General features: G+C 68.3%; 21 protein-coding genes. 15 read left to right on the top strand and 6 right to left on the bottom strand.

Translation table 11 applies throughout. The features are described 5' to 3' along the window. Entirely contained in the window at positions 1–1,176 is a 1,176-nt protein-coding gene (locus GGC47_RS14850) for a UbiH/UbiF family hydroxylase (protein ID WP_429068444.1), read from the top strand. Positions 1,177–1,372: 196 nt separating this feature from the next. On the opposite strand, the gene GGC47_RS14855 is transcribed toward GGC47_RS14850, so the two are convergent. From GGC47_RS14855 to GGC47_RS14865, 3 genes are all read right to left on the bottom strand, one after another. Continuing rightward, positions 1,373–2,494 carry a CaiB/BaiF CoA transferase family protein gene (locus GGC47_RS14855; RefSeq protein WP_429068445.1) on the bottom strand — a complete coding sequence of 374 codons (1,122 nt, stop codon included), beginning with the start codon at positions 2,492–2,494 and terminating at the stop codon, positions 1,373–1,375. Between the two features lie 11 nt (positions 2,495–2,505). Then, positions 2,506–3,477 (bottom strand): AEC family transporter, encoded by a 972-nt coding sequence (locus GGC47_RS14860; protein ID WP_051988442.1) that lies wholly within the window; start codon positions 3,475–3,477, stop codon positions 2,506–2,508. Between the two features lie 172 nt (positions 3,478–3,649). Next, the gene (locus GGC47_RS14865; RefSeq protein WP_142020870.1) at positions 3,650–4,765 is read right to left on the bottom strand and encodes an acyltransferase family protein; all 1,116 of its coding nucleotides are present in this window, start codon (positions 4,763–4,765) and stop codon (positions 3,650–3,652) included. 265 nt (positions 4,766–5,030) lie between these two features. Between GGC47_RS14865 and GGC47_RS14870 the strand changes: the two genes are divergently transcribed. Beyond that, a complete protein-coding gene (locus tag GGC47_RS14870; protein WP_142020869.1) occupies positions 5,031–6,080 on the top strand; it encodes an HpcH/HpaI aldolase/citrate lyase family protein in 1,050 nt (349 codons plus the stop codon). A gap of 113 nt (positions 6,081–6,193) precedes the next feature. Beyond that, entirely contained in the window at positions 6,194–6,523 is a 330-nt protein-coding gene (gene hspQ / locus GGC47_RS14875; protein WP_038367525.1) for a heat shock protein HspQ, read from the top strand. Between the two features lie 105 nt (positions 6,524–6,628). Here hspQ and GGC47_RS14880 read toward each other — a convergent pair whose 3' ends face one another. Next, complete coding sequence (locus GGC47_RS14880; RefSeq protein ID WP_142020868.1) at positions 6,629–7,423, bottom strand: invasion associated locus B family protein; 795 nt, start codon at positions 7,421–7,423, stop codon at positions 6,629–6,631. 388 nt (positions 7,424–7,811) lie between these two features. On the opposite strand from GGC47_RS14880, the gene GGC47_RS14885 reads away from it, so the two are divergent. The 3 genes from GGC47_RS14885 (at position 7,812) to GGC47_RS14895 (ending at position 10,913) form a co-directional block, all read left to right on the top strand. Continuing rightward, a complete protein-coding gene (locus GGC47_RS14885) occupies positions 7,812–9,530 on the top strand; it encodes an extracellular solute-binding protein (protein WP_429068446.1) in 1,719 nt (572 codons plus the stop codon). A gap of 10 nt (positions 9,531–9,540) precedes the next feature. Continuing rightward, a complete protein-coding gene (locus tag GGC47_RS14890) occupies positions 9,541–10,554 on the top strand; it encodes an AMP-binding protein (RefSeq protein WP_038367529.1) in 1,014 nt (337 codons plus the stop codon). Positions 10,555–10,622: 68 nt separating this feature from the next. Next, positions 10,623–10,913, top strand: a complete 291-nt coding sequence (locus tag GGC47_RS14895) for a hypothetical protein (RefSeq protein WP_142020866.1) — start codon at positions 10,623–10,625, stop codon at positions 10,911–10,913. On the opposite strand, the gene GGC47_RS14900 is transcribed toward GGC47_RS14895, so the two are convergent. Then, positions 10,894–11,580, bottom strand: a complete 687-nt coding sequence (locus tag GGC47_RS14900) for a ceramidase domain-containing protein (RefSeq protein ID WP_142020865.1) — start codon at positions 11,578–11,580, stop codon at positions 10,894–10,896. The two genes, GGC47_RS14895 and GGC47_RS14900, sit on opposite strands and share 20 nt — an antisense overlap. Before the next feature lie 133 nt (positions 11,581–11,713). On the opposite strand from GGC47_RS14900, the gene GGC47_RS14905 reads away from it, so the two are divergent. The 9 genes from GGC47_RS14905 to lexA all read left to right on the top strand — a co-directional run bounded on the left by GGC47_RS14905 (position 11,714) and on the right by lexA (position 20,093). Beyond that, positions 11,714–12,031, top strand: a complete 318-nt coding sequence (locus GGC47_RS14905; protein ID WP_142020864.1) for a YARHG domain-containing protein — start codon at positions 11,714–11,716, stop codon at positions 12,029–12,031. 128 nt (positions 12,032–12,159) lie between these two features. After that, entirely contained in the window at positions 12,160–13,671 is a 1,512-nt protein-coding gene (locus GGC47_RS14910) for a helicase HerA domain-containing protein (protein ID WP_142020863.1), read from the top strand. A 239-nt stretch (positions 13,672–13,910) separates the two neighbouring features. Continuing rightward, the gene (locus GGC47_RS14915; RefSeq protein ID WP_112762148.1) at positions 13,911–14,945 is read left to right on the top strand and encodes an aldo/keto reductase; all 1,035 of its coding nucleotides are present in this window, start codon (positions 13,911–13,913) and stop codon (positions 14,943–14,945) included. A gap of 189 nt (positions 14,946–15,134) precedes the next feature. After that, positions 15,135–15,752: an anthranilate synthase component II gene (locus GGC47_RS14920; RefSeq protein ID WP_142020862.1), complete on the top strand. Its 618-nt coding sequence runs from the start codon at positions 15,135–15,137 to the stop codon at positions 15,750–15,752. Positions 15,753–15,768: 16 nt separating this feature from the next. Continuing rightward, positions 15,769–16,782, top strand: a complete 1,014-nt coding sequence (gene trpD, locus GGC47_RS14925) for an anthranilate phosphoribosyltransferase (RefSeq protein WP_370954237.1) — start codon at positions 15,769–15,771, stop codon at positions 16,780–16,782. An 11-nt stretch (positions 16,783–16,793) separates the two neighbouring features. Further along, positions 16,794–17,606, top strand: a complete 813-nt coding sequence (gene trpC, locus GGC47_RS14930) for an indole-3-glycerol phosphate synthase TrpC (protein ID WP_142020860.1) — start codon at positions 16,794–16,796, stop codon at positions 17,604–17,606. Then, on the top strand, positions 17,603–18,085 hold the full coding sequence (gene moaC, locus GGC47_RS14935) for a cyclic pyranopterin monophosphate synthase MoaC (protein WP_142020859.1): 483 nt from the start codon (positions 17,603–17,605) through the stop codon (positions 18,083–18,085). The genes trpC and moaC overlap by 4 nt, the downstream gene beginning before the upstream one ends. A gap of 1 nt (position 18,086) precedes the next feature. Continuing rightward, positions 18,087–19,298, top strand: a complete 1,212-nt coding sequence (locus GGC47_RS14940) for a molybdopterin molybdotransferase MoeA (RefSeq protein ID WP_370954235.1) — start codon at positions 18,087–18,089, stop codon at positions 19,296–19,298. 84 nt (positions 19,299–19,382) lie between these two features. After that, a complete protein-coding gene (gene lexA / locus GGC47_RS14945; protein ID WP_038367545.1) occupies positions 19,383–20,093 on the top strand; it encodes a transcriptional repressor LexA in 711 nt (236 codons plus the stop codon). Here the strand turns inward: lexA and GGC47_RS14950 are convergent. Beyond that, on the bottom strand, positions 20,087–22,366 hold the full coding sequence (locus GGC47_RS14950) for a ComEC/Rec2 family competence protein (protein ID WP_370954234.1): 2,280 nt from the start codon (positions 22,364–22,366) through the stop codon (positions 20,087–20,089). The genes lexA and GGC47_RS14950 overlap by 7 nt on opposite strands. Positions 22,367–22,494 lie beyond the last annotated feature (128 nt).

The following is a 22,494-nucleotide window of genomic DNA, read 5'->3' on the forward strand; positions in this document are numbered from 1 at the left end:
ATGAGCATGCATGCCGAGGCCTCGGTCGATATCGCCATCGTGGGAGCGGGCCCGGTCGGGCTCGCCGCGGCGCTCGCATTGGCGAGCGAGGGCCGCAGCGTCGCGCTGCTCGGCCTGCTGGCGACGCCCCGCGATGGGCGCACCGTCGCGCTGCTCGACAGTTCGTGGCGGCTGCTCGCCGAACTCGGCCTGCAGGATGCGTTGCTGGAGAAGGCGGCGCCGCTTGCCGTGATGCGGCTGGTCGACGACAGCGGCAGCCTGTTCCGGCAGCCGCCGGTGGAGTTCCGCGCTTCGGAGATCGGGCTCGAGGCCTTCGGCTGGAATATCGAGAACGCCGATCTGACCGAGGTGCTGACCGAGACCGCCGGGCAACGCGCCGGCCTGCGGCTGCTGCCGGGCCTTGTCCGCTCGATCGAGCCCGCCGCCGATTCCGTGCGGCTTTCCGGAGACGGCTTTGCGCCGCTCAGCGCGCGTCTGGTCGTCGGTGCGGATGGGCGCAACTCGCAGGTCCGCGCCGTCGCGGGGATTGCAAGCCGCGACTGGCGCTATCCGCAGGTGGCGCTGACCGGCATTTTCACGCATGCCCGTGACCATCGCGAGATCTCGACCGAATTCCATACGCGCCAGGGGCCGTGCACGCTCGTTCCCCTGCCCGGCCGGCGCTCCTCGCTCGTCTGGCTGCTCGATCCCGAGGCGGCGGAGGCCGCCGCCGCCCTCGACGATGCCACCTTCGCCCGGCGGGTCGAGACACAGGTGCAGTCGCTGCTCGGCGCGATGAGCGTCGCGGGGCCGCGCGGACGCATCCCGATGGGGGGGCTCTCGGTGGATCGCTTCGCAGCCGGCCGCATGGCGCTGATCGGCGAGGCCGCGCATGTCTTCCCGCCGATCGGGGCGCAGGGGCTCAATCTCGGCCTGCGCGACGTCGCGGCACTGCGCGATGCGGTCGCAGAGCGTGACGATCCGGGCGCGGAAGGGGCAATGACCGCCTATGACGCGGCGCGGCGCACCGATGTCCGGTTGCGGACGGGCGCCGTCGATGCGCTCAACCGAACCCTCCTGAGCGATCTGCTGCCGGCCGATCTGATGCGTGGCGCGGGCCTGCTGGCGCTGTCGCGGATCGGGCCGTTGCGCCGCTTCGTCATGCGGCAAGGGCTGGCGGGCGGCGCGGCGCGGTAAGATCCAGGCGTCATGCCCGGGCCTGACCCGGGATCCATGCCGGAGCATTGCCGATCAGGGTTCAGGCATGGATCCCGGATCTCCGCTTCGCTCCGTCCGGGATGACGCAGCGCTTCCGTGAAAGCGCAACAGACTCCAGCCCGAACTTCTCGGGTCTGCGCCTCGCTGCGCCCGAGAATGACGGTCCAGAGTTCCGTCACTGTTCTCCCAGCACGATCCTGGTATCGGCGCCGCTTGCCGCGACGCGCCGCATCTCAGCGGCCTTGTCCCGAAACACCGGCGCCAGCGGCAAAGGCGTCGAGACGAGCCGGCGCCCGCCCGGCTCCTGTGCCTGGGCGTCGAGCAGGCCGCGCGCCGTGACATGCGGGTCGGCGACCGCCTCCTCCAGCGTGCGGACCACGGTGCAGCAGCAGTCCAGCGGCTCCAGATGGGTGCGCCAATGCGCGGCGCTCTCGCCGGCGATGATCGCGGCGATGGCGGCGCGCGTCGCTTGCGGGTTGCGGCGGTCGTCGCGCAGGGTCTCGTCGAGGCCGATGCCCTCGCAGAAGCCCTGCCAGAATTTCGGCTCCAGCGCCCCGACGGCGAGGAACCAGCCATCGGCCGTGGCGTAGAGCCCATAGCGTGGGCTTTGTCCGGTCAGCAGCGCCTCGCCGCCATCCGGGAAGGAGCCGGTCGCCTGGCCCTGCGCCAGCCCGTACCAGGCGAAGGTCGGCATGGCGTCGGCCATGGCGATGTCGAGGTGGCAGCCCTGCCCGTTGCGCTCGCGTTGGCGCAGCGCCAGCAGGATGTTGAGCACGGCCGGCATGGTGCCGCCGGCGATGTCGGCGACCAGCGGCGGTGGCAGCGGCGGGGCGGCGCCACGCTGCAGCGACTGGCCGAGCAGGCCGCCGACCGCCTGGTAGTTGATGTCGTGGCCCGCCTCCTGCGCGCGCGGCCCGTCCTGGCCGTAGCCGCTGATCGAACAGTAGATCAGGCGCGGATTGAGCGCGGCCAGCGCTTCGTAGCCGAAGCCGAGGCGCTCCATCACGCCCGGCCGGAACTGCTCGATCAGGATGTCGGCCTGCGCGATCAGCGGCTTCAGCCGCTCCAGCGCATCGGGCGCCTTCAAATCGAGCTCGACGCTCTGCTTGCCGCGATTGAGCACGGCGAAGGGAGCGGACGTCTCGCCGAAGCGCGGCGGAAAGCCGCGCATGTCCTCGCCGCCCGGCCGCTCGATCTTGATCACCCGCGCCCCGGCTTCCGAAAGAAACAGGCTCGCCAGCGGGCCGGGCAACAGGGTCGAGAAATCGAGAACCAGCAGATCGTCCAGCGGCAGCATGGGCGGCTTTCTCAGTGGAAGAGATCGGCCGCTATCCTGCCTGTCTTCACCAGCCACAGGAAGCCCGGCAGCGTGATCATCGAGACGATGGTGCCGACGAGGATGCAGGCCGAGGCGCGCTCGACGCCGACCCTGTACTGCGTCGAGATGACGAAAATGTTCAGCGCCGGCGGCAGCGCCGCCATGATGAGCGCGACATAGATCCAGTTCGCCGGAATGCCGCCGACGGCCGAGAGCAGCAGCCAGACCAGCAGCGGATGCAGCAGGAGCTTGATGACGACGAGACCCGGCACCTCGCCCGGCATCGACTTCATCGGCCTCAGCGCCACCGTGACGCCAAGCAGGAAGAGCGCGCAGGGCGCCGCCGCCTGCGAGAGCCAGAGCGTCATCCGGTCGATCGCAGTGGGGAGCTCGAACTTGAGATAGCTCGCCAGCACGCCGGCCAGTGTCGCGACATTGAAGGGATGGGTCAGCACCCGCCAGACCACCTCGCGCAGCGTGGCGGCGAGGCTGCGTTTCTCGACGCCCGCGAAAGCCATCAGGAGCGGCACGAGCGAAAACAGCAGGACGCTGTCGAAAACGAAGATCAGCACGACCGGGGCGCTGGCCTCCGGCCCGAGCGCAGCCAGGATCAGGGGCGGCCCCATATAGCCGATGTTGGAATAGGCGCCGGCGACGCCCTGCATCACGGCCTGGGGCATGTTGCCATGCGCATGCTTGAGCCCGAGCGCGAAGGAGAGACAGAAGGCGCAGAAGGTCGCCGTGGTGGTGCAGGCGATGAACTTCCAATTGGCGAGTTCGCTCAGCGGCTTGTCGGCGATCAGCCGATAGAACAAGGGCGGCAGCGCGACATAGATCAGGAAGAACTGCAGCCAGGCGAGCCCCTCCTCCGGCAATTGCTTCCAGCGGCCGATGACGAAGCCGAGCAGGATCAGCCCGAAGAAGGGCGCGACCAGATTGAAGATGCTGAGAAGGTCGGCCATCGCGAAACGTTCGGATCCTTGTGGGTGCCGACCGAACGGCCGGGTGATCCGTCGATGGCTGGATCAGGTGGCCAAAAAGCTTCCGGGCCGGCGCGTGCACACGCCCCGAAGTGGATGGCAGCGCCTCGAAACAATCCAAAGGATCGGCCCTGAGCCTAAAACCCGGGCGCGATCAGTTGGCAATCCCCGCCCGCGGCCGCGCCCCATTCGCTGGAAGCAAGGCGCCGGCCGCGGCCAGCCCGGTCAGGGTGGACTTCGTCCAGCTCTGAGCCGGGCGCTCCACAAAACGCCAGATCAGGCAGGACAAAACCAGCAGCACCAGCGTCACCGCCGCAATCAGGGCCGCCGGCGAAAGCGCATCGCCCAGCCGGTTGAACGCGACATAGCCGATGTGCTGATGCAGCAGGTAGAACGGATAGGTCAGCCCGCCAATGGCCAGCATCACCCCCGACGGCAGCGGCAGGCGTGGAAACCTGATCGCAGCCGCCACGATCGCGACGATCGCCACGCAGGAAGCGGCGACGGCGAAGTCGTCATAGGCAGCGTGGTAGTTCGCCCTGTACCACTGCGTCAGTTCGAGAGCTTGATAGATGGCCACGGCCGTGGTGAGCGTGAGAAGGGCGAGGTTGCGCCGCGCATGTCCGTCCCGGAAGGTGGCATAGAGCAGGAGCCCAGCGCAGAAGAACGCGCTCTGATCGGTCAGGAGGAGATAGCGCAGGATTTTGCTGGACAGGAAGGCGCGATCGAGAACGGAAACCAGAAGCCAGACGAGAACGATGAGCGGATAGCGATCGCGCCGAAAAGCTCCCAGCGCCATCAGCAGGAGAACCCAGCCGTAGAAGATCACTTCGTAGAAGATCGACCAGTAGGAGCCATCCATGGCCTGATAGCCGAGCAGCTCGGGCTTGATGACCAGATTCGCGGCCCATTGCGCAGCGCTGGCCTGCAGGAACGGCGCGCCCAAGGCGAGCACCACCAGAAAGGTGAGCGTCATGCAGAGCAGGAAAGTGGGATAGATCCGGGCGAAGCGGGCAATGGCGAACTGAAGCGGCGTCCGCCCCTCGGCGGAATAGGCGATCACGAAGCCACTGATCACGAAGAAAAGCGGCACGCCAAGATAGCCGTATTTCAGCACGCTCTCGCCGGCTGGCAGCGACATCTGCGTAAAGCCGATCGCCAGACCGCAGAACCCGAAATGGAACAATGCGACCGACAACGCCGCGAGAAGGCGCAGGCCGTCGAGCGTTTCGAGGCGAAGACCGGGCTGGAGGTGGTTCGGCTGACTCATGGCTCACGTCACGTTTCGGCACAGGTTCCGGGCGATGCGGCTCACGCAGCAAGCCGCGCGCCAAACCGTTGGGAGCCTTCATGGTTTCGCCAGACCGCCGCAGATCAAGGATATTGATCCTAGGTATATTTACCTAATTCGCCAATTGAGCTTATTTTCCTAAGGCATGGTCCCTTCGGGACCCCCCTTCCCGCTCGACAAAGGCATGATGGACGGCCTCGCCAAGGCATGCTCACATTCGCTGCATCGCAGCATGGAGCCCCCGATGACGAGCAAGACGCCACGCCAGTTCTTCCGGCCGCTCGCCATCGGCGCTCCCGAGCCCTATCGGGAGCTCCCGCTCAAGCTCGAAAGAATGATCCATTTCGTGCCGCCCCACCTGGAAAAGGTGCGCGCCAAGGTCGGCGAGCTCGCCGGGCAGGTCGATATCGTGCTCGGCAATCTCGAGGATGCGATCCCGGTCGAGGCCAAGCAGGCGGCGCGCGACGGCTTCATCGCCATGGGCAAGGCGGTCGATTTCGGCAAGACCGGGCTGTGGACCCGCGTCAATGCGCTGAACTCGCCCTGGTTCCTCGACGACATCATCGCGATCATGGCCGAGATCGGCGGCAAGCTGGACGTCGTGATGGTGCCGAAGGTCGAAGGGCCGTGGGATATCCACTATGTCGACCAGTTGCTGGCCCAGTTCGAGGCGCGCCATGCGCTGCCCAAGCCGATCCTGATCCACGCCATCCTGGAGACGGCCGAGGGCGTGAAGAATGTCGAGGCGATCGCGACCGCCTCGCCGCGCATGCACGGCATGAGCCTCGGCCCCGCCGACCTCGCCGCCTCGCGCGCGATGAAGACCACCCGCGTCGGCGGCGGGCACCCCGAATACAAGGTGATCGCCGACCCCTCCCCCGATGGCGGGCCGCGCGCCGTCGCCCAGCAGGATCTCTGGCACTACACGCTGGCCAAGATGGTCGATGCCTGCGCGGCGGCGGGCATCAAGCCCTTCTACGGTCCCTTCGGCGATTTCGCCGATGCGGCCGCCTGCGAGGCGCAGTTCCGCAACGCCTTCCTGCTCGGCTGCGCCGGCGCCTGGACGCTGCACCCCTCGCAGATCGAGATCGCCAAGCGGGTGTTCAGCCCGGACCCGGCTGAGGTGATCTTCGCCAAGCGCATTCTCGAAGCGATGCCGGACGGCTCGGGAGCGGTCATGATCGACGGCAGGATGCAGGACGATGCGACCTGGAAGCAGGCGAAAGTGATCGTCGATCTGGCGCGGCAGGTTGCCGCAAGGGATCCGGCATTAGCAGAACGTTACGGATTGTGATGGGACTGCGTCCTGCGCTCGATTGATTTTGACGCATTTACGACGCATTGCTCTCGCAAGGGCGGCGACGACCCCGGCCGGCAAAGGATCGGCGGGGATAGCGTAGGTTTGTCATGGAAGCGCGTTCGGCCAAATTCTGCATCGGGCAAGTGGTCAAACACCGCATCTATCCGTTTCGCGGGGTCATCTTCGACGTCGACCCGGTCTTCTCCAACACCGATGAGTGGTGGGAGGCGATTCCGGAGAACATGCGCCCGTCGAAGGACCAGCCCTTCTACCATCTCTTCGCGGAGAACGAGGAGACGGAATACGTCGCCTATGTCTCCGAGCAGAATCTCGTCGTCGACGATTCCGGCGAGCCGGTCCGCCATCCGCGGGCGCGCGAGTTCTTCCGCCGCGACCGCAAGGGGCGCTACCGGATCGACCGCACCGGATTGAACTGAGGGCGACGCCCCAGCGCCCAAGCCCCTGCGCGCTGACGCTTTTGCTCAAAAGAAAAAGGCCGACCCTTTCGGGCCGGCCTTTTCGATTCTTGACCTGTTGCCCGATCAGGGCTTCGGCGGCGTCGCCGGGACAGTGCCGGGAGCGGGCGCGGCACCGGGAGCTGCGCCCGGGGCGGCATTGGCACCGCCGGCGCCGAGCCGCTGGCGCAGCTCTTCCTGGCGCTTCGCCACCTCGTCCTGAAGCTTCTTCTGCTGCTCCTCGAGCACCTTCGGGTCGATCGGCGCGCCGTCGAAGCCCTTGGCGAAATCGGCGAGCGGGATCTGGAAGGTCACCTCGCGGGCGCCCTGGTTCTGGACGCTGACGTTGAGGTTGGTGCCCTTCTTCATCGAATTGATGAAGTCGTCCTTGATCTGCGCCTCGGCGAAGCAGCCGTTCGGGAAGCAGATCGCATAGCGGCCGCCGACCGGCTGGGCGCTGTCGACACCGAAGCGGATGCCCGGCTGGAGCAGGAGGCCGAGCGGCATCAGGAAGCGCACGATCTTGTTCGGATCGCCCTTCACGTCATAGATCGCGACGGCCAGCACCGGCTGGTCCTGATCCGAGACGAAGTCGCGGGTCGTGTAGCAGATTTCCTTGTTGGCGGCCTGGTCCTTGCCGCAGACCTTGGTCCAGCTGGTCTGCTCCGGATTGGACTTGACCTGCACGACGGTGGGGCCGGCAGGCGCGGCAGCGCCGGGCTGCTGAGCGGGAGCGGCCGGCTGCTGGGCCGGGGCGGCCGGACGCGCGGGCGCCGGCCGCTGGGCCGGGGCCTGAGCGAAGGCCGCGATGGGCGAAAAGCCCACGGCCGCGCTGAGCACGAGCGCCAGGGCAGACGATGACAAGCGAAACGGAGCGGGCATTCCTTGCTTTTCCTCACAGGCGAATTCGGGATCACGACTTCGCAAGCCGCGTGCGTCACCGCCGGCGGCCCAATCGCATGGTTGCGCCGGCCACCGCAAGCCGTGCACATCAAGGGCGATTGAGGCGTTTGAATGACACCCGCCCTCGCCTTTAGCGAGTTCGCCCGCCCAATTCCAGCCCGAATAACTGCCTGACGAGCCCATCCCCATGCTATTCTTCGGCAGGGAATCAGGTCGTGCGATGGATTTGCCTCGATTAATCGTGACGCCGTCGCGTCGCGAATTCAGTTTGCTGCTTGCCTTGGGCTCCTTCGCTTCCGCGTCGGGCAGGCCCGCTCACGCCGATTCGGTTCCCGCAGGCCAAGCCATCGCCAGCCATGCGATCGCTATGCATGGCACGCCGGCCCTGCTGCCCGGCTTCGGCCACCTGCCCTATGCCGATCCGAAAGCCCCGAAGGGCGGGCGCATCGTTTTGGGCATCCAGGGCACCTTCGACAGCCTCAACCCGCTGATCGTGCTCGGCGTCGCGCCCGACGCCGTCCCGAAATACGTCCAGCAGAGCCTGCTCTACCGCTCGGCCGACGAGCCCTTCACCGCCTATGGCCTCCTCGCCTCGCAGGTCGAGCTCGATCCCGACAGGACGATGCTTGCCTTCGAGATCGATCCGCGCGCGACCTTTTCCGACGGCAAGCCGGTCACGGCCGAGGACGTGCTCTTCACCTTCGAGATGCTGAAGACGAAGGGCAAGCCGTATCACCGCGCCAGCCTGTCCGGCGTCACCGGGGCGTCGGCGCCCTCGCCCCGCCGCGTCGTCTTCGCGCTCGGCGACGGCGCCAACCGCGAATTGCCGCTGATGATCGGCGCCATGCCGATCTTCGCAAAGCACGCCACCGACGCCGAGACCTTCGGCGATACCAGCTTCAAGCCGGCTCTCGGCTCGGGTCCCTATGTCGTCAGCGAGGTCAGGCCCGGCGAATCGCTGACGCTGAAGCGGCGCAAGGATTTCTGGGCCGAAGAGCTGCCCGTGATGCGCGGCCTCTTCAACGCGGACGAGATCCGCTACGATTTCTATCGCGATTCCAACGCGCTGTTCGAGGCGTTCAAAGCCGGGCTCTACGATCTCCGGCTCGAAGGCGATCCGACCCGCTGGATGACGGGCTACGACATCCCGGCCGTCCATGACGGGCGCATCCGCCGCGAGACTCTGCATTTCGATACGCCCAAGGGCATGACCGGCCTGGTCTTCAACACGCGCCGGCCGATCTTCGCCGATATCCGGGTGCGCGAGGCGCTCGGGCTGCTGTTCGACTTCGAATGGGTCAACCGCAACCTGTTCCACGGCGCCTATCGCCGGGCGGGCAGCTTCTTCTCCGATTCGGACCTGTCGGCGCTGGGCGTACCCGCCGATGCGCGCGAGACCGCGCTGCTCGCGGCCTTCCCCGGCGCCGTGCGCGAGGACATCCTGACCGGAACCTGGCGGCCCTCCGAGACGGACGGCTCCGGCCGCGATCGCGAGCAGGCGCGCCGGGCGCTCGACCTGCTCAAGGATGCCGGCTTCACGCTGCAGGACGGCGCCCTGCGCAACGGCAAGGGCGAGCCCTTCAGCTTCGAGATCATGGTGACGAGCCGGCCGCAGGAGCGGCTGGCGCTGAACTTCGCGCAGTCGCTCGGCCGGCTCGGCATCGCCGCGCAGGTGCGGCTGATCGACGACGTGCAGTATTGGCGGCGACTGTCCGCCTTCGATTTCGACATGATCCAGTGGACCTGGCCCGCTTCGGCCTCCCCCGGCAACGAGCAGATCGGCCGCTGGGGCTCCGCCAATGCCGCGCGCCGGGGCTCGCTCAACTATGCCGGGGTCAAGTCGCCCGCCATCGACGCCGCGCTGCAAGGCCTGCTGAAGGCACGCGAGCGGGAGGATTTCGTCGCGGCGGCGCGCACGCTCGACCGGCTGCTGATCTCGGGCTTCTACGTGGTGCCGCTCTATTACCTCCCGGACACATGGCTCGCCCTTGCACGCGACGTCGTGCTGAGCGGCCGGCAGCCGGCCTATTTCCTGTCCACCGAAACGCTGGCGCGGCTTCCGGCCGCTCCGCCCGCGGCGAACTGAAGGACCGTCGATGCGGGCTGAACAGGACGAAGCCACCGCCCTGCTCGACGGGCTCGACCTCGACGCGTTGCTTTCGGCGCTGACCCGCGGGCGCGGCTACGAGGCGGCCCTGCGCGATCCGCCCGGCCGGCGCGGCTGGAGCGACGTCAACCCGGCCTCGATCAACTTCCTGCAGCTCGACCAGCGCATCGACCGGCTGGCGAGGCTGCTCTCGATCAACAAGGGGCAGCCCGGCGCGAGTGTCGCGATCCTGGCTCCGCTCGGCCCCGAGGCGATCGTTTCCATTCTGGCCTGCCTGCGCGCCGGTCTTTCGCCCCTGATGCTGCCGCTCCACGGCAACGAGCTCGAATTGCTCCGGCTGATCGAGGCATCGGACGCGGTGATGGCGCTCGGCGTCAGCCGGGTCGGTCCGCTGCGCCCCCTGCTGACGCTGCGGAATCTGGCGATGCGCGCCTTCAGCACCCGCTTCGTCGGCGGCTTCGGCCCCGATATCCCCGACGGCGTCGCACCGCTCGACATGCTGATGGCGAATGCCTCGCTGCATCCGCTGCCGACCATCACCGAGCGGCCGTCGCTCCAGGTCGTGGATGCGGCGACGATGGCCGGGCCGCTCGTCGTGCCCGAGCGCGACGTGCTCGGCAAGGCGCTGGAGCTGTCGCGGCTCTTGAAGCCGGTCACCTCCTCGCGCATCGTCACCACCCTGGTCGGGGGCGACCTCGCGGCGCTGGCCAGCGGGCCGGGCATGGCGATGCTGACGGGGGTCGAGCTTTTACCGCTCGGCCTGTTCAGCCTCGGCGACCTGCAGGCCTGCATCGAGGGCGGCCGCCATGTCCATCTCGTCCTGCCCGGCGAGATGGAGCCGGCGCTGGCGCATTCGCGGCTGGCGAGCCACCATGCGCTGGCCAGCGTCGTCTTCGTGCAACGGACCGGCCAAAGCGCCTATCCGGCGCTCGACAGGCCCGATCTCGCCATCGTCGACATCGATGCCCGCTCGGCGGCGGACATCACGGTTGCGAGACGTTAGAATCAGAGGCGGAACAGCGCCCGTATCTACGCGTTGATCAGGCCGGGCGCGCCAATGGAGAGTTCGCCATGCTCATCGTCAGCCTCGTTTCGCTTTCGCTCTCCTCCGGCCTGATGGTTCCCGTCGCCGATGGGCCGCCGAAGTTCAACATCGAGGCGACCTGTCGCGATGTCGGCAAGTCGAGCAACAGCGTCGGCGGCACGGTCAGCGCCTGCCGCACGGATGAGGAAAAAGCCCGCAACGACCTCACCGCGAAATGGTCGCAATACCCCGTCGCCAAGCGCAACACCTGCGTCGAGGGGGCGAAGCTCGGCGGGCCGCCGAGCTATGTCCAGGTGATCACCTGCTTGGAGATGTAGGCCCGGCCTCCGCGCCCCTGACTGCTTCACGGCCCGGAAGCGCCGCGCGCAGCAGACAATAGAGCACCAGCACGTTCATGAGGTGCCAAAGCCAATGCGTGCCGATCGGCAGCGCCCCGCAGAGCGCGCCATCCGTGCTGCGCAATGTCAGTGAGACGGCGAAGGCGAGGCCGGCCAACGAGACGAGCCGCCGCACCCGGCCCAGTTCCGGCCGGCGCGGCAATGCGGCGGCGATGCCGAACAGCCCGAGCAGGAAGGCGGCATAGCCGGCGGAGCCGGCCATGATCGGCGGCAGCACGGCACGCCCGGCCCAGGACAGGGCCAGCGCAACGCCGAAGAAGGCGAGCGTTCCGGCCGCGGTCGCGGCCGGGGAAGCGCCGAGGAAGCGGCGCAGGGCAAAAGCGAAATAGCCGAAGGCGAAGAGCTGGATCGGCACGACATCGGCCGCCAGCGTCCAGCCATCGGGCATGGTGTGGAACAGGAAGGAGCCGATGCCGATGGTCAGGACGAGCAGGATCAGCGCGAGCGTAGCGGCCTCGCCCCTGCCATGGCGCCGCCAGAGCCACAGAGCGCCGATACCGGCGATGAGAAACGCCGCATTCGTCACGGCGTTGAGCGGCTCGGCCCAGAAGCCATCGTCCAGCCTCTCGCAATAGCCGAATCGCATCCGCAGGGTTCCCGGTTCGAGCCTGTGCCAGCGGAGCCTGTCGCCGTGACACGGTCATGTCGCGGTTTCCCGCTTGTTTCGGGCGCCGGGCTTCTTCACAACGTCGCGAGAACCGGCTGAGGAGGATATCGCCATGCGCCGCTGCATTTCTTCGGGCCTGCCGCTCCGCGGCGCACTGGCCGGATCGGCCGTGGTTGGATCGGTCTTGGCGATCCTGCTGGCCGCCGGCCCGGCCCAGGCCCAGTCGGAACGCTGCGCCGATCTGTGGACTTCGCGCAACGAGATCTACAAGGCGCGAGGCTACTGCTTCCGAACCCAGCGCGCGATCGACGCCTTCGGCAATGCCGGCTGCCAGTACGATGCCATCGAGGACGTGCCGCTCTCCGCCAATGACCGGCGCGCGGTCGCCGACATCGTCCGGCAGGAACGGGAGCTGCGCTGCCCGCGCTGAGCTGACCTCACCCCACCGGCGATTGCCTGTGGAATGCAGCCCTGCCCTGCGCCCGGCGGGGACGAGGCCATGCTAGAAGCGCCGGCCGCGCTTCTGCGCACCATCATTCAAGGCGATTCACGACCGGCATGACGACGGCAATCGAGATGGGAACGACACGGACCGGCGAGCCCGGTCTCATCGATCTCGCCGAATTGCTGGCGACGCGCCTGCTCGTCCAGGGCAATTCCGGTTCGGGCAAGTCGCATCTGCTGCGACGCCTGCTGGAGCAGAGCGCGCCGCTCGTCCAGCAGGCCATCATCGATCCGGAGGGAGACTTCGTCTCGCTCGCCGACCAGTTCGGCCATGTCGTGGTCGATGCCGAATGCGGCGAGGCGGAATTGCAGCGCGTCGCGCTGCGTGTGCGCCAGCACCGCGTCTCGGTGGTGCTGAACCTCGAGAACCTCGAAGCCGACGAGCAGTTGCGCGCCACCGCCGCCTTCCTCGGCGGGCTCTTCGATGTCGACCGCTCGCTCTGGTTCCCGATGCTGATCGTGGTCGACGAAGCCCAGCTCTTCGCACCGGTGATGGCGGGCGAGGCCTCCGACGAGGCGCGCCGGCTCTCACTGGGCGCCATGACCAACCTGATGTGCCGGGGCCGCAAGCGCGGTCTTGCGGGCGTCATCGCGACCCAGCGCCTCGCCAAGCTCGCCAAGAACGTCGCGGCGGAAGCCTCGAACTTCCTGATGGGCCGCACCTTCCTCGACATCGACATGCAGCGCGCCGCCGACCTGCTCGGCATGGACCGGCGCCAGGCCGAGATGTTCCGCGACCTGGAGCGCGGCCAGTTCGTCGCGCTCGGCCCCGCTTTGTCGAAGCGCCCGCTGCCGATCCGGATCGGCGCGGTGAGTTCCGTCGACCGTGGCAGCGCGCCGGGGCTGATGCCCCTGCCCGAGCAGGCGCCGGAGGATGCCGGCAAGCTGATCTTCACGCCCGGCGAGGACGAGCCGCCGCCGATGGCCCGGCCGGTCCGCCCGGCTCCACGCCCGCGCCCGAATCCGAGCGAGGTGCTGCGCCAGATCGAGACCTATCGCCCTGCCCCGCTGCCGGAGCCCGAGCCGGAGATCGAGCTCGAGCCGGCGGAGCGCGAGGCGATCATGGCCGAGATCCTGCGCGAGTTGATGGCCGACCCCGAGGCGCGCTCGCGCCAGGTCGCGGTGCTGTATCAGGACTTCACCGTGCGCTGCCGGATGCGGCGGCTCGGCCGGACCCATCTCAGCCTCGAGGAATTTCGCCGCAAGCTCGCCGTGGCGCGCGCCGGCGTGAACGACAGCATCGCAGCGAGCGAGGGCTGGCAAGCGGCGGTGGAAGCTTCCGGCACCTTGCCGGAGGACCTGCAGGGGCTGTTCCTGTTCATCGCACGCACGGCGATCGAAGGCGGAACCTGCCCGAGCGACGCGGAGCTGGCGCGGGTCTATGGCAGCCATTCGCCGAGCCGGGCGCGGCGGCTGCTCGGCTATATCGAGGAACGCGGCCTGATCGTCTGCCATGTCGATTTCCGCGGCCAGCGCACGCTGGCCCTGCCGACGCTCGGCGTCGAAACCGCGCCGGGACTGGCGCAGCCGCGCACCGCCGGCATGCCGCGCAGCGCGCGCGGCTGAACCACCTTTTCTACAAAACCTCCAGGTCATCCCGGGCTTGACCCGGGATCCATCGTAAGGCGTCCAGCTCGACGATGGATCCCGGATCTCCGCTTCGCTGCGTCCGGGATGACCCGCGCTCCGATGTCCGCCGCGTGGTGCGGGATCGATGACTTCAACTCACGAATGATGTTCCCCTGGACGGGCTAATCGCGCCGGCACGGCGCCTCCATGTTTGCGCCTCACAGGAGATTCTGACCATGGACTATCGGCGTTTGGGCCATTCGGGACTGAAGGTTCCCGCCCTCAGCTTCGGTGCGGGCACCTTCGGCGGACAGGGGCCGCTCTTCAGCGCCTGGGGCAATACCGATGCCCAGGAAGCGCGCCGCCTCGTCGATATCTGCCTCGAAGCCGGGCTCAACCTGTTCGACACCGCGGATGTCTACTCGAACGGTGCCTCCGAAGAGGTGCTCGGCGAGGCCATCAAGGGCCGGCGCGACAAGGTGCTGATCTCGACCAAGACCACGCTGCCGATGGGTGACGGCCCGAACGATTCCGGCTCCTCGCGCAGCCGGCTGATCAAGGCGACCGAGGATGCGCTGCGCCGCCTCGGCACCGATTACATCGACCTGCTGCAATTGCATGCCTTCGATGCCGGCACGCCGGTCGAGGAGGTCCTCTCGACGCTCGACGAACTCGTCCGGGCCGGCAAGCTGCGCTATGTCGGCGTCTCCAATTTCTCCGGCTGGCACGTGATGAAATCGCTCGCTGCGGCCGAGCGTCATGGCTGGCCGCGCTATGTCGCGCATCAGGTCTACTACTCGCTCGTCGGGCGCGACTATGAATGGGAATTGATGCCGCTCGGCCTCGACCAGGGCGTCGGCGCCCTGGTCTGGAGCCCGCTCGGCTGGGGCCGACTCACCGGCAAGATCCGCCGCGGCCAGCCCCTGCCCGCTTCGAGCCGCCTGCATGAGACCGCCGCATTCGGGCCGCAAGTCGAGGACGAGCAACTCTATGCCATCGTCGACGTGCTCGACGCGATCGCGCAGGAAACCGGCAAGAGCGTGCCGCAGATCGCGCTCAACTGGCTGCTGCAACGGCCGACCGTGTCCTCGGTCATCATCGGCGCCCGCAACGAGCAGCAATTGCGCGACAATCTCGGCGCCGTGGGCTGGAACCTGACGCCGGAGCAGGTCGCGAGGCTGGACGCCGTCAGCGAGCGCCCTGCGCCCTATCCCTATTCCCCCTATCGTCGACAGGAAGGTTTCGCGCGCCTCAACCCGCCTGCGGTCTGAGCTGACTTCAAAAAGCCGAGCCCTCATCCTGATGAGCGCCGCGAGACGCCATTCCCAAGGGAATGGCTCCTCAGGATGAGGGCTCGGAAGCTTGCCCGCCGACTTGGAACCTCGTCCGCGCCCCGCGCAAAACTTGACCACCCCGCCCCCGAACGTGCATGACCTCAAGCCGCATTCACAGGTCCGGCCATGCGCGTTCTGTTGATCGACAACTACGACAGCTTCACCTGGAACCTGGTCCACCTGATCGGTGGGCTGGGCGCCGAGGTCGATGTCTGGCGTAACGACGCGCTCACGGTCGAAGAGGCGCTCAATGGCGAGCACGACGCGATCGTGCTCTCGCCTGGCCCCTGCACGCCCAACGAAGCCGGCATCTGCCTCGATCTCGTGCGCGAGGGCGCCGGCGTGAAGCCGATCTTCGGCGTCTGCCTGGGCCTGCAGGCGATGGGACAGGCTTTCGGCGGCGATGTCGTGCGGGCAGCCCTACCCATGCACGGCAAGGTCTCAGCGATCAAGCACCGGTCGCGCGGCCTGTTCCGTGGCATCAACGGCCCGCTGCAGGCGACGCGCTATCACTCGCTGGTCGTCGACCGGGCAACCTGCCCCGCGGTCTTCGACATCGAGGCGGAGACCGATGACGGGCTGATCATGGCGCTGTCGCATCGCGAATTGCCGATCCACGGCGTCCAGTTCCATCCGGAGAGCATCGCCTCCGAGCATGGCGCCACGATCCTGCGGAACTTCCTCGATCTCGCCCAGCGATGGCGCAGCGAGCACGAAGCTGCCGCCCTGTCCCCATCCGCCTGATTTCCGCAGAGTTTCCATGGACGATTTCAAACCCTTCATCGCCAAGGTCGCCACCGGTGCGAGCCTCTCGCGAGAGGAGGCGCGCGACGCCTTCGACACGATTCTTTCAGGCGAAGTGACGAACGCGCAATCCGCCGCCTTCCTGATGGCGCTGCGCGTGCGCGGCGAGACGATCGACGAGATCGCCGGCGCCGTCGGCGCCATGCGCGGCAAGATGATGCCGGTGAAGGCCCCGGCCGATGCCATCGACATCGTCGGCACCGGCGGCGATTCGTCGGGCTCCTACAATGTCTCGACGCTGGCCTCGATCATCACCGCCGCTTGCGGCGTGCCTGTCGCCAAGCACGGCAACCGCGCGGCGTCGTCACGTTCGGGCGCGGCGGACGTGCTGACCGCGCTCGGCGTCAAGGTCGGGCTCGACCCGGCCGGCACGGAACGCTGCATCCGCGAGGCCGGCGTCGGCTTCATGTTCGCGCCGACGCATCACGCCTCGATGCGCCATGTCGCGCCGGTGCGCACCGAGCTCGGCACGCGCACGATCTTCAACCTGCTCGGCCCGCTCTCCAACCCGGCCGGCGTCAAGCGCCAGCTCGTCGGGGCCTTCTCCGAGACCTGGCTGGAACCGATGGTCAAGGTGCTGGCCACGCTCGGCTCGACCCGCGTCTGGGCCGTGCACGGCTCGGATGGGCTCGACGAGATCACCACCACCGGTCCGACCCGCGTCGTTTCGCTGGAGAACGGCAAGATCGAGAGCTTCTCTATCAGCCCGGCCGATATCGGTCTCGCCCTCGCCAAGCCCGAGGATCTGCGCGGCGGCACGCCCGAGCAGAACGCCGCAGCCCTCAATGCCGTGCTTGGCGGCGAGAAGACCGCCTTCCGCGACATCGCGGCCTTCAATGCGGCGGCGGGACTGCTCATCGCCGGCAAGGCGGGGGATCTGAAGGACGGCTTCGCCCAGGCCACGGCCGCGCTCGATTCCGGCAAGGCCAAGGCGACGCTCGCGAAGCTCATCGCCGTCTCGAACGGCTGAGGAGGCTGGCCATGACCGACATCCTCGCGAAGATCGAAGCCTATAAGCGCCAGGAGATCGCCGCCGCCAAGGCTGCGATCCCACAAGCGGAGATCGAGCGCCGCGCGCGCGGCGCCGGCATGCCGCGTGGCTTTGCCGACGCTCTCGCCGCCAAGGTTGCAGCCGGGACGCCGGCGCTCATCGCCGAGATCAAGAAGGCGAGCCCGTCCAAGGGGCTGATCCGCGCCGATTTCGATCCGCCGGCGCTGGCACGCGCCTATGCGGCGGGCGGCGCGGCCTGCATCTCGGTGCTGACCGACGCGCCCTCCTTCCAGGGCCAGCCGGAATTCCTGACGCAAGCGCGCGAGGCCTGCGGCCTGCCGGGGCTGCGCAAGGATTTTCTCTACGACCCCTATCAGGTCTTCGAGGCCCGCGCCTGGGGCGCCGATTGCATCCTGATCATCATGGCCGGCGTCGACGACGCCACCGCCCGGGTGCTCAACGACACGGCGCGCGAGCTCGGCATGGATGCCCTCGTCGAGATCCATGACGATGCCGAGCTCGACCGGGCGCTCAAGCTCGAAAGCCGGCTGCTCGGCATCAACAACCGCGACCTGCGCAGCTTCAACGTCGATCTCGCCGTGACCGAGCGGCTGGCGCCGCGCGTGCCGTCCGACCGCATCGTCATCAGCGAGAGCGGCATCTTCACCCACGCCGACATCCGGCGTCTCGGCAAGGTCGGCGTCGAAACCTTCCTCGTCGGCGAAAGCCTGATGCGGCAGGCCGATGTCGCGGCCGCGACTGCGCTGCTGCTCACCGGCAAGGCGCGCGAGAACGCGGCGTGAGCCGGCTCAGCCATCTCGACGCGCAAGGCGCCGCGCATATGGTCGATGTCGGCGACAAGGCCGAGACCGGGCGCATCGCCATCGCCGAAGGCTGCGTCGTGATGGCGCCTGAAACCATCGCGATCGTGCGCGACGGCAACGCCAAGAAAGGCGATGTGCTCGGCACAGCCCGGCTCGCCGGCATCATGGCGGCCAAGCGCACCCATGAACTGATCCCGCTCTGCCACCCGCTGCTGCTGAGCAAGATCGCTGTCGATCTCGAACTGGACGAGGCCCTGCCCGGCGTGCGCGTCCGCGCCGAGGTCAAGATGAAGGGCCAGACCGGCGTCGAGATGGAGGCGCTGACCGCCGTCTCCGTCGCCTGCCTGACCGTCTACGACATGGTCAAGGCCGTCGACCGGGCGATGCGGATCGAAGGCATCCGCCTGCTGCACAAATCCGGCGGACAATCCGGCGATTACGACGCCAAGGCGCTCTGACATGGCTCTCACCCCGGTTCCCGTCGCGCTCAAGGCCCTGCTCGACAGCGTTCCGGGGCCGACGGGCAGCGAGATGCAGCCCCTGGCGCGCTGCGCCTGGCGCGTGCTCGCGGCCGATGTGAAGGCGCTGCGCACCCAGCCGCCTTTCGCCAACTCCGCCATGGACGGCTATGCCGTCCGCGCCGCCGACATGGAAGCCGGCAAGCAACTCCGCGTCATCGGCGAATCCGCGGCGGGGCGGCGTTTCGATGGCGACGTCCGTCCGGGCGAGGCTGTGCGGATCTTCACCGGCGCGCCGATGCCGGAGGGCGCCGACAGCGTCCTCATGCAGGAGAATGCCGATGGCGTCGGCAGCGAAACCATCACGGTGCGCGTGCCGGCCCATAAGGGCCAGTTCGTCAGGGTGGCCGGGCTCGATTTCCGTGACGGCGACGTGCCGCTGACGGCCGGGCGCATGCTCGACAGCGCCGCGCTCGGGCTCGCCGCCGCGATGGGGCATCCGCAATTGCCGGTACGCTGCAAGCCGCGCGTCGCCATCCTCGCCACCGGCGACGAATTGGTGGCGCCGGGCGAGCCGACCGGGCCGGACCAGATCGTCGCCTCGAACTCCTTCTCGCTGATGGCGCTGGTGGAAAAGGCCGGCGGCGAGGCGCTCGACCTCGGTATCGCCCGCGACGATCACGACGACCTCGCGGCGCGGATCGCCGCCGCCCGTGCCGCGGAGGCCGACGTGCTGATCACCCTCGGCGGCGCCTCGGTCGGCGAGCACGACCTCGTGCAGGAGGCGCTGAAGCGGGCCGGCATGAGCCTCGGCTTCTGGAAGATCGCGATGCGACCGGGCAAGCCGATGATGACCGGCCGGCTTGGCCGCATGGTGGTGCTCGGGCTGCCCGGCAATCCGGTCTCGTCGATCGTCTGCGGCCATCTCTTCCTGCTGCCGCTGATCGAGGCGCTGCTGGGTATGGACGACCCCGATCGCGACCGCAGTATTCTGGCGATTCTCGGAAAAGATATGCCGGCTAATGATGAGCGCGAGGACTATCTTCGCTCCGATCTTGCCCTGACGCCGGCCGGTTGGGTGGCGACGCCCTTCGACAGGCAGGATTCCTCGATGCTGGGCACCCTGGCGCGCGCCAAGGCCCTGACGATCCGACCGGCGCATGCAGAGCCGGCTCACAAAGGCGATATCTGCCGCATTCTGCCGCTGCGGTAGCAGTCGCTTGCGGAACACAAGGCGAACAGTTATAGTGTTCTGGCTTTGTTTCGAATCTGTATCGCGGGGGCACCGGCGGGGATCATGCTGACACGCAAGCAACACGAACTCCTGCGCTTCATCCAGGAACGCTTGCGCGAAAGCGGCGTGCCCCCCTCCTTCGACGAGATGAAGGATGCGCTCGACCTGCGCTCCAAATCGGGCATCCACCGGCTGATCATGGCGCTTGAGGAGCGCGGCTTCATCCGCCGCCTGCCCAATCGGGCGCGGGCCCTCGAAGTCATCAAGATGCCGGACGGGCTCGCTGGCCCGCAGCCGCGCCGCTTCAACCCAGCCGTCGTGCAGGGCGGCCTCGGCTCGCAGCCCTCTCTCGCCAAGCCGCGCCCTGCCCCGGCCGATGACGATGCACGCTCCCCGGTCGCGATTCCCGTGATGGGCCGCATCGCCGCCGGCACGCCGATCTCGGCGATCCAGAGCCGCAGCCATACGGTTTCGCTGCCGCCCGACATGCTGGGTTCGGGCGAGCATTATGCGCTGGAGGTACGCGGCGATTCGATGGTCGAGGCCGGCATCCTCGACGGCGACACCGTCATCATCCGCAAGCAGGACACGGCAAACACCGGCGACATCATCGTCGCGCTGATCGACGAGGAAGAGGCGACGCTGAAGCGTCTGCGCCGGCGTGGCTCCTCGATCGCGCTCGAAGCGGCCAATCCGGCCTATGAGACACGCGTCCTGGGCCCCGACCGCGTCAAGATCCAGGGCCGGCTGGTCAACCTGCTGCGCCGCTACTGAGCGAACTCGGTCTCGTCCGACGCGACCTCCGGAGCAGCAGAGGCCCGTGTCGCAGCGGGGGCCGGCGCGCTGGGCCGAGCTGCGGATTCGGAAGGCTTGCGGCGGCTCCAGGGCCGGTCTGCGACGGCGTTTTCCGAGGAATGGCTGCGCCAGCCGAAGGCGGCGCGGTAGAGCGAGGTCGCGCCGTCCCGCGACAGCGCCATCCGATCGACGAGCCTGGCTTCGCAAGGCGCGCTCCAGGGAATGTTGGTGACGACGAGATCGGCGCGGCGGCAATCCTCGATGATGGCGATCCGATCCCGGGCATAGGAGATGCTGCGCCCGTCGGCGGTTCGGACGATGCAGGCATTGGCGTCGCAGGCGATACCGGCACGCAGGGTCGCGTCGTCCGGCGCGCGGCTGTCGCCATCGGAAGCGAGCCATTGCTGCAGGACGAAGCGGCTCGGCCGGCCGGCGATGGCGAGGCGGCCGTCGCTGCCGCGCACGGCGATGCCGGAGCCGTCACGCTCGATCAGGATCTCGGGCCGCTCCGGCCTCGCGGCGAAGGCGACGCCGAGGATGAGCGGCAGCGCCGCCAGCCAGCGCAGCCCCGTGGTCCAGAGCGTGATCCAGAGCAGCGAGGCGGCAAAGGAGAGCAGCACGGCCGGGCCGAAGGCCACCACCGTCATGGTCGAATGGTCGATGGTGGCGACCCAATGCGCGACTTTCAGCACGATGTCGGAAGCGAGCCCCATCAGCGCCCAGGCCGGCCAGTCCAGACCGAAGGGGTAGGCCAGCACGCCGAACACCGCCGCCGGCATCACGAAGAGCGAGACGAAGGGCAGCGCCATCGCATTGCCGAGCAGGCCGAAGGGATTGAAAGTCTGGAAATGATAGGCGCCGAAGGGCGCCGTCGCGGCCGTGGCGAGGAGCGTCGTCACCACGATGCCGAGCGAGGCCGTCCAGAGCGTGCCCAAGGGCCAGGGCAAGGCCGTCGGCGGCTTAGACCGGTCGCGCTTCTCCCAGCGCTCGGCGAAAGCGACCAGCGCCGCGACCGCACCGAAGGACATCTGGAAGCTCGGTCCGAGCAGGGCCTCGGGCTCGCGCAGCAGCACGATGATCGCGGCGAGCGCGAGATTGCGCATGCTGAGCGCCGCCCGGTCGACGAGGATCGCGCCGAGCATGACCAGCGTCATGATGAGCGAACGTTCCGTCGCGACGTCGCTGCCGGAGAAGATGCAATAGGCGGTGGCGCCGATCATCGCCGCGATCGCCGCGATCTTCTTCACCGGCCAGCCGAGCGCCAGCGTCTGCGACAGCGCCAGCAGAGCCCGCACGAGCCAGAAGATCGTCCCGGCTGCAAGCACCATGTGCAGGCCGGAGATCGAGACGATATGATAGATACCGGCGGCGCGCAGATCGTTGTTCGACGCCTCGGTGATGAGGCCGCGCTTGCCGGTGACGAGCGCGGCCGCGACCGCCCCGCCTTGCCCGCCGCCGACGCTGGCGATGCGCTGCGTCAGGACGTTGCGCGCCTTGTCGATCTCCACGTCGAGCGCGAGGCGCCATGGCAGGGGATGCGGCGCCGGGACGAGTGCGATCTTGCCGGCGATGCTGCCGACGGCGCCGATTCCGCGGAAGAAGGCGTCGCGCCCGAAATCATAGCCTCCGGCGCGGGCCGGCCCCGGTGGTGGCAGGAGCCGCGCGGTGCCGGCGATATGGTCGCCGGGCGCGACCGTGCCGCTGCGAATGTTGACGCGCACGCGCTTCGGCCGGCTCTCGGGCGGCACGCCGGCGATGTCCGTCACCACCAGGACGAGGCGGGCGCCGGCATCGCGCGCCTCGACGCTCTCGACGAAGCCGGTGATCTTGCCGATGCGCGGCCGCTCCAGCATCGGCGCGGCGATATCGGCCGTGCGCCAGACGCCTGCCGCGAAGCCGGCGAAGGCCGCGGCGAAGGCGATGCAGACTGCGGCAGCGGCGGGTCGCAGACGCAGTGCGACAGCGAGGCCGCCGGACAGGACGAAGCCCGCGAGCGGCGCCCAGAGTGCGGGTTCCCGATCGGCGGCGAAATAGAGCAGGATGCCGAAGCCCATCGCCACGGGCAGCCAGAGGAACGGGCGGCGGCGCTCGGCCTCCTGCGCCAGCGACGCAGCCAGCCAGTCCCGCAGCGCCTGGAGGCGCTCGGCCAGCGGCAGGCTTCCCAGTGCGACAGGCGGCAGGCGCGCCGGCAGGATGCCGGCGACGGCCCTCAGCGCGCTCCGGCGCTCCGGCGATGCAGGTTGCCGCGCCATCCCCCTTCCCAGCCCCTGCCTTACGGTTGCGCATTGAACGCTTAACCGCCCGGCGAAGCCATGTTACAGGGCGCGCGCCGGTTGTCATGCACGCTTTGGCGTGAAGGCCGGCGCCACATCCTCAAGTC

It is taken from the genome of Allobosea sp. OAE752 (genome assembly GCF_050433265.1).
In the GTDB taxonomy this organism is placed as follows: domain Bacteria; phylum Pseudomonadota; class Alphaproteobacteria; order Rhizobiales; family Beijerinckiaceae; genus Allobosea; species Allobosea spartocytisi.